Source organism: Streptomyces sp. Act143 (assembly GCF_003143935.1).
Classification (GTDB): Bacteria; Actinomycetota; Actinomycetes; order Streptomycetales; family Streptomycetaceae; genus Streptomyces.
This window is the reverse complement of record NZ_QFRX01000001.1, coordinates 4,411,511-4,424,556: the sequence shown is the minus strand read 5'-3', so window position 1 is coordinate 4,424,556 and position 13,046 is coordinate 4,411,511. Positions and strand designations below refer to the sequence as shown.

Below are 13,046 nucleotides of genomic sequence, written 5' to 3'. Positions count from 1 at the left end.
CGAGGACCCCGCCGTCGTACGACGACAGGGTCCCGTATGAGCGAGTCCTTAAGCGGCGGAGCTGCTGGAGGAGGCGCCGGTGCTCGACGGCTTCGAGTCCGAGGACGACGACGTCGAGGTGGACGAGGACGTCGTGGACGTCGACGACTTCGAGGACGACGCCGGCGAGCTGCTCGACGAGGAGCCGCGGCTGTCGTTCCGGTAGAAGCCGGAGCCCTTGAAGACAATGCCGACGGCGGAGAACACCTTCTTCAGGCGGCCACCGCAGTTGGGGCACTCGGTCAGGGCGTCGTCGGTGAACTTCTGCACCGCCTCGAGGCCCTCGCCGCACTCGGTGCACTGGTACTGGTAGGTCGGCACTTGTCTTCCTCCTGGCACTCTCACTCAATGAGTGCTAACGACGGTCCATAGTGACGTATTCCTGAGGATCAGTCCACCGTCACCGGCACGCGGTGACCGACGCCACGTGCGACCGTACGGCCCCGGGGGCGTGCCACGAGCCGTGAACGCAAGGTCAGAAGCGTCGCCAGGGCGAGCAGCGTGCCGGCCATCGGGACGAGGAATCCCGCACCGTCCCAGAAGCGATCCTCCAGTTGCCCGGCGACCGTGACGGCGCCGGCCTGGCCGAGCGCCACCGCTCCGGTCAGCCAGGTGAAGGCCTCGGTCCGTGCACCGGCCGGCACCAGCCCCTCGACCAGCGTGTAGCCGGTGATCAGTGCGGGAGCGATGGACATGCCGACCAGAAGTCCGAGGCCGGCCAGCGCGAGGACGGAGTGCGCGGCCCACAGGCCGGAGGCGGTCAGCGCGAGCGCCGCGTACCCGACCACCAGGCGCCGCTGCGGAGCGACCTTCCACGCGATGGCGCCGCACGCGATGCCGGAGAGCATGTTGCCCGCGGCGAAGACGCCGTACAGGACACCGTTCAGACCGGGCTCGCCGATCGACTCGGTGAACGCGGCCAGCGAGACCTGCATGCCGCCGAAGACGGACCCGATGCCCAGGAACGCCACGATCAGCACCCGCACGCCGGGGACGCGCAGCGCCGAAACGTGCGCCACGCGCGCGTGCCCGTCCGACACGACCTTCGGCTGCGTGCTTCTCTGCGCGGCGAACAGCAGGCCGCCGATCAGCGTCAGTGCGGCCTCCGTCACCAGGCCCGCCGCGGGATCGACGGCGGTGCACAGGGCGGTGGCCAGGAGCGGGCCGACTACGAAGGTCAGCTCGTCCGTGACGGACTCGAAGGCTGCCGCGGTGCTCATGAGTGGGGAGCCCTGGAGCTTGACCCCCCAGCGGGCGCGCACCATGGGGCCGATCTGCGGCACCGAGGCACCCGTGGGCACGGCGGCGACGAACAGCGCCCACAGGGGCGCGTCGGAGAGCGCGAGCGCCGTCAGAGTCAGACCCGACAGCGCGTGCACCAGCACACCGGGCATCAGCACGGCGCGCTGGCCGTAACGGTCGGTGAGACGGCCGCTGTAGGGCGCGAACAGCGCCATGGAGACGCCGGTGACGGCGGCCGCGGCGCCCGCGGCGCCGTACGAGCCGGTCGTGTGCTGCACGAGCAGCACGATGGAGATCGTCAGCATCGCGAACGGCTGCCGCGCCGCGAAGCCGGGGAGCAGGAACGTCCAGGCGCCGCGCGTGCGCAGCAGTTGCCCGTATCCCGGGCGGGAGGAAGCCGACGAGTCCTTCGACGGCTCGGTGGTGACCGTGGATGCCACGGCCCGTGCCTTTCTGCCGCCTGGTAGCGCGCCCGTGCGGGGGCGCCGAGAGCTGTCCTCGTGCGCGGAACTGCGGTAGATACCGGCGCCCACTGCGAGGGGTGTCCCGGCCGCCATACGGTCGCGCCAGCTCTGCGTCAGGCAGAGTTGGTTCGATCAAAGTGCGCCTTCATCGTACAGGGATCAACGGCCGATGGTCCTGTGAAAACGAGCACCATAGGGACGTTCACCTGCGATTGGGGAGGGTGTGAATTGCAGGAAACGCGCCCTTAACGGAACGGAATGCGGCGAAGCGCGTCGCGCGCCCCCTGTCCGATCGCCCCGCGCACACGCGAGCGCGGCCCTCAGCGCGGTCGGCGTCCCGGCGCCGTGCCGTCCGTCCCGAGCCATCCGGCCAGTTTGCCCCCGTGACCCACCGCGCGCAGTCGTTTCTCCGCCGCGTCCCGGACCGGGTCCGTGGTGACCACGAGCAGTTCGTCCCCGCGGCGCAGCACCGTCGTGGGAAGCGGAACAAACGATTTTCCATCGCGAACGACGAGAGTGACGGCCGCCCCGGCGGGGAGTCGCAGCTCGTTGACCTCGACGCCGTGCATCTTCGAGGCCTCGGGGATCGCGACGGACAGCAGATGTCCGCGCAGCCGCTCCAGGGGTGCCGACTCGATGCCCAGGTCGGCGGCCTCGGCGTCCTGGCCCAGGCGGAGCTTGCGGGCGAGCCAGGGCAGCGTCGGCCCCTGGACCAGGGTGTACGCGACGACCAGGACGAAGACGATGTTGAAGATGCGGCGACTGCCGTCGACGCCGTTCACCATGGGGATCGTCGCCAGGATGATGGGCACGGCGCCGCGCAGCCCCGCCCACGACATGAGGGTCTGCTCCTGCCACGGCACCCGGAACGGCACCAGGCAGAGCACCACGCTGAGCGGGCGCGCCACCATGGTCAGCACCAGCCCGATGGCGAGCGCGGGCCATACGTCGTCGCCGAGTTCGTGCGGGGTGACGAGCAGACCGAGCAGGACGAACATGCCGATCTGGGCGATCCAGCCGAGCCCGTCGGCGAATCCCCGCGTGGCGGGCCAGTGCGGGAGCTTGGCGTTGCCCATCACCATGGAGGCGAGGTAGACGCCGAGGAAGCCGCTGCCGTGCGCCAGCGCGCCCGCCGCGTACGCCGTCACCGCGATCGCCATGACCGCGATCGGGTAGAGGCCGGAAGCGGGCAGGGCCACATGCCTGAGCCCCCAGGAGCCCAGCCAGCCGACCGCGAGACCGATCGCCGCTCCGATGGCCAGCTCCAGGGCTATCTCGCCGATCAGCCCGTACCAGTGCTCGACGGGGCCCGCCGTGGAGAAGGCGACGACCAGGATGACGACCGGGGCGTCGTTGAAGCCGGACTCGGCCTCCAGCGTGCCCGTCACGCGCGCGGGGAGGGGGATCTTCCGCAGGACCGAGAAGACCGCCGCCGCGTCCGTGGAGGACACGACCGCCCCGATGATGAGCGCCTGCCGCCACTCCAGGCCGACCAGGTAGTGCGCGGCCGTCGCCGTGATGCCGACACTCACCGCGACCCCGCCCAGTGCCAGCGCCGAGGCGGCGGGCAGCGCGGGCTTGATCTCCTTCCACTTCGTGCCCAGGCCGCCCTCGGCCAGGATCACGACCAGGGCCGCGTACCCGATGACCTGTGTCAGCTCGGCATTGTCGAACTTGATGTCGCCGATGCCGTCCTGGCCCATGGCGATGCCGATGCCCAGGTAGACGAGCAGGCTGGGGAGCCCGCTGCGCGAGGAGATCCGGACCGCTGCGACGGCGACGAGCAGGACGAGCGAGCAGACGAGCAGGAGCTGGTTGAGGTCGTGGACGGTCAGCGGCTGTTCCCTTCCCAGGCCCACGGGCATCACGCGCGCGTGGGCTCCCGTACATAGGACACGAAGCGGCAGATCTCCGCACCCAAGTACTTCGTTACCTTACCTAACTCTTGACGATTTCTTGACACTCCTCAAGGCAAGATCGAACGTCCGCCCGCACGGGTTCCCCACTCCGCGTCAAGTGGCGTAGGGCCCTGCGCCTATGGTTGCTCCAGCGCTCATTCAAAAGGACAGCCCGCCCTGCCGCTCGCGTAAGGACAGCAAGGACAGCGATGCCCCCCAACACCACCGCCTCATCGGGTCAGAAGCCCGGCAAGTCCGGCAGGAAAAAGGGGCGCAAAGCCCGTCTGATCGTCCTCGTCCTGGTCCTGGCCATCATCGGTGGCGTCGCCTACGGGGCGTACTGGACCATCAGCACCGTCCGTGCCTCCCTCCCGCAGACCAAGGGCTCGATCACGCTCGACGGCCTGTCGGGACCGGTGGATGTGAAGCGTGACGGCTACGGCATCCCGCAGATCTACGCCTCCACCGACGAGGACCTGTTCATGGCGCAGGGCTACGTCCAGGCGCAGGACCGGTTCTACGAGATGGACGTGCGCCGCCACATGACGTCCGGGCGCCTGTCGGAGATGTTCGGCAAGGGCCAGGTCAAGAACGACGAGTTCCTGCGCACCCTGGGCTGGGACCGCGTCGCGAAGAAGGAGTACGACACCAAGCTGTCGGCCTCCACCAAGAAGTACCTCCAGGCGTACGCCAAGGGAGTCAACGCCTACCTGGAGGGCAAGGACGGCAAGGAGATCTCGCTGGAGTACGCCGCGCTCGGCTTCTCCAACGACTACAAGCCGGAGCAGTGGACCCCGGTCGACTCCGTCTCCTGGCTGAAGGCGATGGCCTGGGACCTGCGCGGCAACATGCAGGACGAGATCGACCGCGCCCTGATGACCAGCCGTCTCGGCCCCAAGCAGATCGCCGACCTGTACCCGGACTACCCGTACAACCGCAACAAGGCGATCGTCCAGGAGGGCCAGTACAACGAGCTCACCCAGACGTTCGAGCAGGACGGCTCCACATCCGCCTCAGGCTCCACGGGCGGCGCGACGGGCACCGGCGGCACCTCCTCGGCCTCCGCGGCCCTCCAGAGCCAGCTGGCGGGCCTCCAGGACGTCCTGGACGACGTCCCCGCGGCCGTCGGCGTGAACGGCAACGGCATCGGCTCCAACTCCTGGGTCGTCTCCGGCAAGTACACGATCACCGGCAGCCCGCTGCTGGCCAACGACCCGCACTTGTCGGCCTCGCTGCCGTCCGTCTGGTACCAGATGGGCCTGCACTGCCGCACCGTCTCCAGCAAGTGCCAGTACGACGTCAGCGGTTACACCTTCGCGGGCATGCCCGGCGTCGTCATCGGCCACAACGCGACCATCGCCTGGGGCATGACCAACTCCGGTGTGGACGTCACCGACCTCTACCTGGAGAAGCTCAGCGGCAACGGCTACCTGTACGACGACAAGACGGTGCCCTTCACCACGCGTGAGGAGACCATCAAGGTCGCCGGCGGCAAGTCCAAGACGATCGTCGTCCGCGAGACCAAGGACGGAATGCCGCTGCTGTCCGACCGTGACGACGAACTCGTCAAGGTCGGCAAGAAGGCCACCGTCGACGCCGCCGCACCCGACCGCGGCGACGGCTACGGCGTCGCCCTGCGCTGGACTGCCCTCCAGGCGGGCACCACCATGGACGCCGTCTTCGCCATGGACAAGGCGGCGAACTGGGAAGACTTCCGTGCCGCGGCCGCCCTGTTCGAGGTGCCGTCGCAGAACCTGGTCTACGCCGACAGCAAGAACATCGGCTACACGCTGCCCGGAAGGATCCCCACGCGCGCGAAGGGCGACGACGGCTCGATCCCGGCGCCCGGCTGGGACCCCAAGTACCGCTGGGCCGGCTGGATCCAGCAGGACGAACTGCCCTACGAGTACAACCCGTCGCGCGGCTACATCGTCACCGCCAACCAGGCCGTGGTCGACCCGGACAAGTACCCCTACACGCTCACCACGGACTGGGGCTACGGCACCCGGAGCCAGCGGATCACCGACCTGATCCAGTCGAAGATCGACGACGGCGGCAAGATCTCGACCGACGACATGCGGCAGATGCAGGTCGACAACAGCAGTGAGATCGCCAAGCTGCTCGTGCCGACACTGCTGAAGATCGACATCGACGACAAGGACGTCCGCGAGGCGCAGAAGCTGCTGGAGGGCTGGGACTACACCCAGGACGCCGACTCCGCGGCCGCCGCCTACTTCAACGCGGTCTGGCGCAACATCCTCAAGCTCGCCTTCGGCAACAAGCTGCCCAAGGAGCTCCGTGTCGAGGGCCAGTGCCTGTGGGTCGAGAAGGCCGACAGCACCGGCCCGTTGGACGAGGAGACCAAGGTGCGCGAGTGCGGTCAGCGCGACCCGGACCAGGCGCAGCCGGACGGCGGCGACCGCTGGTTCGAGGTCGTGCGCACCCTCATGGACGACGAGGACAGCGACTGGTGGAAGACCCCGGCCGGCGTGGGCGACCGCCCCAAGGCGGAGAACCGCGATCAGCTGTTCAAGCGGGCCATGATCGACGCCCGCTGGGAGCTGACCGCCAAGCTCGGCAAGGACATCGACACCTGGAGCTGGGGCCGGCTGCACCGCCTGTTCCTGAAGAACCAGACCCTCGGCACCGAGGGCCCCGGCTTCCTGCAGTACATGCTCAACCGCGGCCCCTGGAAGCTCAGTGGCGGCGAGGCGACGGTCAACGCGACCGGCTGGAACGCCGCCGGCGGCTACGGCGTCGTCTGGGTGCCGTCGATGCGGATGGTGGTCAACCTCGGCGACCTCGACAAGTCGAAGTGGATCAACCTCACCGGTGCCTCCGGCCACGCCTACAGCGCCCACTACACCGACCAGACGAGCAAGTGGGTCAAGGGCGAGCTGCTGGACTGGTCCTTCACGAAGGATGCGGTCGACAAGAGCACGAGCGACACACTGGTGCTCAAGCCGTGACCTGCTGAACGCAGCAGGTAAACACAGATGGTCGAAGGGCCCGTGCACGCGTGCGTGTACGGGCCCTTCGTGTGCCCCCGGCGGGGCGCGAGGCGCCAGAGCGCGAACAAACGCCGCACGCCTCCTGCGTGTTCAGCGATCCGCCGCCCGCGCGTCACCGCGGAAGCGGCGCACGCCCGACGGCGTCACCACCGCGTCCACCGGTCGGTCGTGCGCCTCCTCCGGGACGCGCTCGACGACCTCGGAGTCGTAGAGCAGCACCACCAGCGCGGGATGAGCACCGGCGCGCTCCAGGCGCGCGAGCACGCGGTCGTATGATCCTCCGCCGCGCCCCAGCCGCATGCCGCGCGCGTCGACCGCGAGGCCGGGGAGCAGCACCACGTCGGCGGCGGTCACGGCATCGGGGCCCAGGCGTTCGCCCGCGGGCTCGAAGAGGGCCATCTTCCCGCCGTGCTGAATCCGGGCGAGGGAGCCCTCGCCCGCATACGCGCCCCAGTCCAGGTCGTTGTCGGGCAGGAGGGCGGGAAGCAGGACGTGCACGCCCCGCGCGCGCAGCGCGTCCAGGAGCGTGAGTGTGCCAGGCTCGTTCCCCACCGAGACGTACGCCGCCACCGTGCGCGCCTGCGTCAGTTCGGGCAGCTCCAGCGCCTGTTTCGCCAGCGCGCCTGCGGCCCCTCGCACGTCATCGGCTGTCAACCTGCTCCTCACCATGAGGAACTCTCGCCGCAACATTCGTTTGTCAGGCTCGCCAGAACGTCCGATGTGACTCAAAGGTCGCTCCCGTATCCCTTCAATACGCTCATATCAGAGCTAATTAACCGGAGCCTCAGATTCCCTGCAAAGGCACCGGATAAGGTTGCGGGCATGACTCAGTCGCACCCTCGGATCAGCAAGGCTGTCATCCCAGCAGCTGGCCTCGGTACCCGGTTCCTGCCGGCCACCAAGGCCACTCCCAAGGAGATGCTGCCGGTCGTCGACAAGCCAGCGATCCAGTACGTGGTCGAGGAGGCCGTCTCCGCGGGCCTCGACGACGTCCTCATGGTCACGGGCCGCAACAAGCGCCCCCTCGAGGACCACTTCGACCGCAACTACGAGCTGGAATCCGCCCTGGGGAAGAAGGGCGACGCCGAACGGCTCGCGAAGGTGCAGGAGTCCAGTGACCTCGCCACCATGCACTACGTCCGCCAGGGCGACCCCAAGGGCCTCGGCCACGCCGTCCTGTGCGCCGCCCCGCACGTCGGGCGCGAGCCCTTCGCGGTCCTCCTCGGCGACGACCTGATCGACCCGCGCGACCCGCTGCTCCAGCGCATGGTCGAGGTCCAGGAGCAGCACGGCGGCAGCGTCATCGCCCTCATGGAGGTCGCTCCCGAGCAGATCCACCTCTACGGCTGCGCGGCCGTGGACCCGACCGACGACGGTGACGTGGTCAAGGTCCACGACCTGGTCGAGAAGCCCTCCGTCGCCGACGCCCCGTCCAACTACGCGATCATCGGCCGCTACGTACTCGACCCCCACATCTTCGACATACTGCGCAAGACCGAGCCCGGCCGCGGCGGTGAGATCCAGCTCACCGACGCCCTCCAGCAGCTCGCGGCGGACGAGAAGGTCGGCGGCCCCGTGCACGGCGTCGTCTTCAAGGGCCGCCGCTATGACACCGGCGACCGTGGCGACTATCTGCGTGCCATTGTCAGACTCGCGTGCGAACGTGAAGACCTGGGCCCGGACTTCCGGACCTGGCTTCGCAGTTACGTAGCCGAGGAGATGTAGCAACGTTGAGCAACGCCGCGCCCCGCACCACCGGCCAGGACCACCTCTGGTCGGTGGACGAACACCTGGAGGACATTCTCGCGACCGTCCGTCCCCTCGAACCCATCGAGCTGCAACTCCTCGACGCCCAGGGCTGTGTCCTGGTCGAGGACGTCACGGTGCCGGTCTCACTGCCACCGTTCGACAACAGCTCCATGGACGGGTACGCGGTGCGGGTCGCGGATGTCGGGGGCGCGAGCGAGGAGTTCCCCGCCGTCCTGGACGTCGTCGGGGACGTCGCCGCGGGCCAGGCCGACCTGCTCCACGTGGGCCCCGGCCAGGCCGCCCGCATCATGACGGGCGCCCCCCTGCCGCCCGGCGCCGAGACCGTCGTCCCCGTCGAGTGGACCGACGGAGGCCTCGGCGAGGGGCCCGTGACCGGGATGCGCGCCCGCGCGCTGTCCCCCGAGGGCGCCGAAGGGCATGTGCACGTCTACCGGCCGGCCGAGGCACGCGCGCACGTACGCGCCACGGGCAGCGACGTGAAGGCAGGCGACCGCGCCCTCGAGGCCGGTACGGTCCTCGGCCCGCCGCAGATCGCCCTGCTCGCCGCGATCGGCCGCGGCACCGTGCGCGTGCGCCCGCGCCCGCGCGTGGTCGTCATGTCCACCGGGAGCGAACTCGTCCAGCCCGACGAGGACCTGGGCAGCGGCCAGATCTACGACTCCAACAGCTTCGCCCTCACCGCCGCCGCCCGTGACGCGGGCGCCATCGCCTACCGCGTGGGAGCCGTCGCCGACGACGCCGAGACCCTCCGCGACACCATCGAGGACCAGCTCGTCCGTGCCGACCTCATGGTCACCACGGGCGGCGTGAGCGTCGGGGCGTACGACGTCGTCAAGGAGGCCCTCTCGCACGTCGCAGACGAGGACGAGGCCGGCAGCGGCATCGACTTCCGCAAGCTCGCCATGCAACCCGGCAAGCCCCAGGGCTTCGGCTCCATCGGCCCCGACCACACTCCGCTGCTCGCCCTCCCCGGCAACCCGGTGTCGTCGTACGTCTCCTTCGAGCTGTTCGTGCGCCCCGCGATCCGCACCCTCATGGGCCTGGACGACGTCCACCGGCCGCGCACACGCGCGAAGCTGACCGCCGACAAGGCGCTGACCTCGCCGAAGGGACGCAGGCAGTTCCTGCGCGGGACGTACGCCGACGGCACGGTGACCCCGGTCGGCGGCGCCGGCTCGCACCTGGTCGCGGCCCTCGCGCACGCGGACGCGTTGATCGTCGTCCCGGAGGACGTGGAGAGCGTCCAGCCCGGCACCGAGGTCGAGGTGGTCCTGCTCGGCTGAGTGCGCCTGGTTGGCGGTACCGTGTCGCGCACAGCAGGCCCGTGCGCCGCATCGCGGAGGGCCGAGACCGGGAGCGCCACACAGCATGAGTACGCAGGACCGACTGACGCACATCGACGAGGCGGGCGCCGCCCGCATGGTCGACGTATCCGAGAAGGACGTGACCGCGCGCACCGCCCGTGCCAGCGGGCGCGTTCTCGTCTCGCCCCGCGTGATCGAGCTGCTGCGCGGCGAGGGGGTCCCCAAGGGTGACGCCCTCGCCACCGCGCGGATCGCGGGGATCATGGGTGCCAAGCGCACCCCGGATCTGATTCCGCTGTGCCACCCGTTGGCGGTGTCCGGTGTGAAACTGGATCTGTCGGTCGCGGACGACGCCGTGGAGATCCTCGCCACCGTCAAGACGACGGACCGCACGGGCGTCGAGATGGAGGCCCTCACCGCGGTCTCCGTCGCCGCGCTCACCGTGATCGACATGGTCAAGGCGGTCGACAAGGGAGCGGTCATCACGGACGTGCGCGTGGAGGAGAAGACGGGCGGCAAGTCGGGCGACTGGAGCCGGGCGTGAGCGCCGGGGCGCAGGACGCCGCGCGTGCGCCGTATCGCGCGCTGGTCGTGACCGCCTCCAACCGTGCTGCCGCCGGCGTCTACGAGGACAAAGGCGGCCCCCTTGTCGCCGAGGGGCTGAAGGGCTTCGGCTTCGCCGTCGAGGGGCCCCAGGTGGTGCCCGACGGCGATCCCGTGGAAGCGGCCCTGCGCGCGGCCGTGGAGGCGGGATACGACGCAGTCGTCACCACCGGCGGTACCGGCATCTCGCCCACCGACCGCACCCCCGAGGCCACCCGCAAGGTGATCGACCACGAGGTGCCGGGCATCGCCGAGGCCATCCGGGCGTTCGGACGGGAGAAGGTGCCGACCGCGGCGCTCTCGCGAGGGCTGGCCGGGGTGGCGGGACGGACGCTGATCGTCAACCTGCCGGGTTCCACCGGCGGGGTGAAGGACGGGCTGGCCGTCCTGGAGCCCCTGCTGGCCCACGCCGTCGACCAGATCCGCGGCGGCGACCATCCCAGACCCGGCGCAGGCAGTGGGGGTGTGAGCTGAACAGCCCATCCTGGCCCGTCGTGCTCGCGGACGGCGATGTCGTCCTGAGGCCGATAAAGATGCGCGACCAGCGGGCATGGCGCGAGGTCAACCGGCGCAACCGCGACTGGTTGCGCCCCTGGGAGGCGACCATCCCGCCGCCCACGCCCAGCGGGCCGATCGCGCACCGGCCGACCTACCGACAGATGGTGCGTCATCTGCGGTCCGAGGCGCACGCGGGCCGGATGCTGCCGTTCGTCATCGAGTACCAGGGGCGGCTTGTCGGGCAGTTGACCGTCGCCGGGATCACCTGGGGCTCGATGTGCTCGGGGCACGTCGGCTACTGGGTGGACGAGGCGGTGGCCGGCCGCGGTGTGATGCCGTCGGCGGTGGCGCTTGTCGTGGACCACTGTTTCCGGACCGTCGGCCTGCATCGCATCGAGGTCTGCATTCGCCCCGAGAACGGGCCCAGCCGACGCGTCGTGGAGAAACTCGGATTCCGTGAGGAGGGTCTCAGGCCCCGTTATCTCCACATCGACGGAGCCTGGCGGGACCATCTCGTCTTCGCGCTCACGGCGGAAGAGGTGCCCGAGGGGTTGCTCGCGCGCTGGCAGCGGGCACGCTCACAGAAGGCGCCGCACACCGCGCCCCGGAACCCGCAGAACACCCCGGGGAATCCCGCGTAGGCCCAAGAAATTGAATAAGTGTTCGAGAATGATCGGTCGGCGACCGTCTCAGGGCATTAAATTCGCGCCCCCGGTGGCCTGCTGATCGCATCGATCACAAAAAAAGCTCGAAATATCAGCCAGATCGTGCGACACACCGGCCCAATTGGCGGATGGCCTCACGCAAACCCCTCTACCGTGTGAGGCGTGAGCAGCAGCGGCCTCATCTACGCAGTCATTGTCGGGGCCTGGGCCGCCTACTTGGTGCCGATGTGGCTCCGTAGGCAGGACGAGCTGAACGAGGCCCGTCCGACGGAACGCTTCAGCACCGCCATCCGGTTGCTGTCCGGACGGGCGGGGATGGAGCGCCGGTACGCCAAGGACCTGCGAGCGCGCTCCACCGAGGAGGAGGAGCCCAGCGCCGTCGACCCGGATGCCGTCACCGACTCGGTGGACGTCCGGGCCTTTGCCGTACCTCCGACGCGTCCACAGGTGCGTGCGGAGGTCCAGGCGCGCGCGGAAGCCCCGGCGCCCGGGCGCCGGGAAGCGGTGCGCGAACCGGCGCGCGAACGAGCAGCCGAGCCGGCGCCCGCATCCGCGCCCGGACCGGCGCCCGCATCCGGGTCCGCGCCAGCGCGCAGACCCGTGCCCACTCCCCGGCGCACGCCCTCGGCAGAGGCCGCCGCCGCGCGCGCCCGGCGCACGAAGGTGCTCGCGCGCCGGAGGCGCACCACCATCGCGCTCTTCCTCGCCTTCACGCTCGGTGCGATCGTCGCCGCCGTCGGAGGGCTCGCGTTCCTCTGGGCGCCCGGCGTGCCCGCCGTGCTGCTCAGCGCGTACATCGCCTACCTGCGCTCCCAGGAACGCCGCCGGTTCGCCTTTCAGATGGACCGCCGCCGGGCGGAGGCAGCGGCACAGCACCTGAAGGAGCGCGCGCGGCAACCGCGTCGGCGGCCGTCCGCGGACGCCCCCGCCGACGCCGACGAACCGGACGAGGGGCCAGAGCCGGAGCAGGACCCCGGCCTCTCGGCGCTCGCCGCCGACCGGCGCGCGCTTGTGGAGCAGACCGATCATGCGGAGTGGGTCGACCAGCAGCGGGAGCGGCAGCGGCGGCCGGGGCGCGGGGACAGCTGGGAGCCGGTGCCGGTGCCGTTGCCGACGTATGTGACGGCGCCGGTCGCTCCGCGGGCCACGGCAGATGTGGACCTGGGGGCGCCGGACGCGTGGAGTTCGGCGCGGTCGAGCTCCGTCGCGGCGGACCGCGAGGCGCACGGTTCCGGTGCGGAGGGCCTCGGCGGGCAGGACGGCTCGGGGGCGGACGGGGAACTGGAGCAGGCGCCCCACGCGGAAGCCGCCGGGTCCGCCGAGGACAGGACGGACGGGGACGGGCGCAGTGACGCTCGTCGGGCCGCGTCCGCGCGGCGGGCCCGGGAGCGGGGGCGTACGCCGTTGTTCGATCAGTACGAGGACGGGGACCGGCCGCGGGCGGCCAACGAGTAGCCGAGGCGGCGCTGCTTCCGGTGCCCCCCTGCCTGCCGTGCTCGACCGGTGGTCTCCCCGTTGCACCCGTCTGCGGCTGGGCTCCCTGGCCTGGCAG

General features: G+C 70.3%; 11 protein-coding genes. 7 read left to right on the top strand and 4 right to left on the bottom strand.

Features of this window, described 5'->3' with window-relative positions; translation table 11 throughout:
- Positions 1 to 48: 48 nt before the first annotated feature.
- The 3 genes from DI272_RS19890 to DI272_RS19875 form a co-directional block, all read right to left on the bottom strand.
- Positions 49 to 360 carry an FmdB family zinc ribbon protein gene (locus tag DI272_RS19890; protein WP_109496667.1) on the bottom strand — a complete coding sequence of 104 codons (312 nt, stop codon included), beginning with the start codon at positions 358 to 360 and terminating at the stop codon, positions 49 to 51.
- A gap of 68 nt (positions 361 to 428) precedes the next feature.
- Positions 429 to 1,721 carry an MFS transporter gene (locus DI272_RS19885; RefSeq protein WP_109496666.1) on the bottom strand — a complete coding sequence of 431 codons (1,293 nt, stop codon included), beginning with the start codon at positions 1,719 to 1,721 and terminating at the stop codon, positions 429 to 431.
- Between the two features lie 344 nt (positions 1,722 to 2,065).
- Entirely contained in the window at positions 2,066 to 3,610 is a 1,545-nt protein-coding gene (locus DI272_RS19875) for a potassium/proton antiporter (RefSeq protein ID WP_109496665.1), read from the bottom strand.
- 242 nt (positions 3,611 to 3,852) lie between these two features.
- On the opposite strand from DI272_RS19875, the gene DI272_RS19870 reads away from it, so the two are divergent.
- The gene (locus DI272_RS19870; RefSeq protein ID WP_109496664.1) at positions 3,853 to 6,612 is read left to right on the top strand and encodes a penicillin acylase family protein; all 2,760 of its coding nucleotides are present in this window, start codon (positions 3,853 to 3,855) and stop codon (positions 6,610 to 6,612) included.
- Between the two features lie 132 nt (positions 6,613 to 6,744).
- Here DI272_RS19870 and DI272_RS19865 read toward each other — a convergent pair whose 3' ends face one another.
- Complete coding sequence (locus tag DI272_RS19865) at positions 6,745 to 7,344, bottom strand: 5-formyltetrahydrofolate cyclo-ligase (RefSeq protein ID WP_109496663.1); 600 nt, start codon at positions 7,342 to 7,344, stop codon at positions 6,745 to 6,747.
- Between the two features lie 132 nt (positions 7,345 to 7,476).
- Here DI272_RS19865 and galU point away from each other — a divergent pair, with 132 nt between their 5' ends.
- From galU to glpR, 6 genes are all read left to right on the top strand, one after another.
- On the top strand, positions 7,477 to 8,379 hold the full coding sequence (gene galU, locus DI272_RS19860; RefSeq protein WP_109496662.1) for a UTP--glucose-1-phosphate uridylyltransferase GalU: 903 nt from the start codon (positions 7,477 to 7,479) through the stop codon (positions 8,377 to 8,379).
- 5 nt (positions 8,380 to 8,384) lie between these two features.
- A complete protein-coding gene (glp, locus tag DI272_RS19855; protein ID WP_109496661.1) occupies positions 8,385 to 9,707 on the top strand; it encodes a gephyrin-like molybdotransferase Glp in 1,323 nt (440 codons plus the stop codon).
- A gap of 85 nt (positions 9,708 to 9,792) precedes the next feature.
- Complete coding sequence (gene moaC / locus DI272_RS19850; protein ID WP_059196052.1) at positions 9,793 to 10,272, top strand: cyclic pyranopterin monophosphate synthase MoaC; 480 nt, start codon at positions 9,793 to 9,795, stop codon at positions 10,270 to 10,272.
- Positions 10,269 to 10,805: a molybdenum cofactor biosynthesis protein B gene (locus DI272_RS19845; protein ID WP_109496660.1), complete on the top strand. Its 537-nt coding sequence runs from the start codon at positions 10,269 to 10,271 to the stop codon at positions 10,803 to 10,805. Before moaC ends, DI272_RS19845 begins: the two co-directional genes overlap by 4 nt.
- 20 nt (positions 10,806 to 10,825) lie before the next feature.
- On the top strand, positions 10,826 to 11,470 hold the full coding sequence (locus DI272_RS19840) for a GNAT family N-acetyltransferase (RefSeq protein WP_109496659.1): 645 nt from the start codon (positions 10,826 to 10,828) through the stop codon (positions 11,468 to 11,470).
- Positions 11,471 to 11,656: 186 nt separating this feature from the next.
- Positions 11,657 to 12,949, top strand: a complete 1,293-nt coding sequence (gene glpR, locus DI272_RS19835) for a gephyrin-like molybdotransferase receptor GlpR (RefSeq protein ID WP_109496658.1) — start codon at positions 11,657 to 11,659, stop codon at positions 12,947 to 12,949.
- The last annotated feature ends 97 nt before the right edge of the window (positions 12,950 to 13,046 follow it).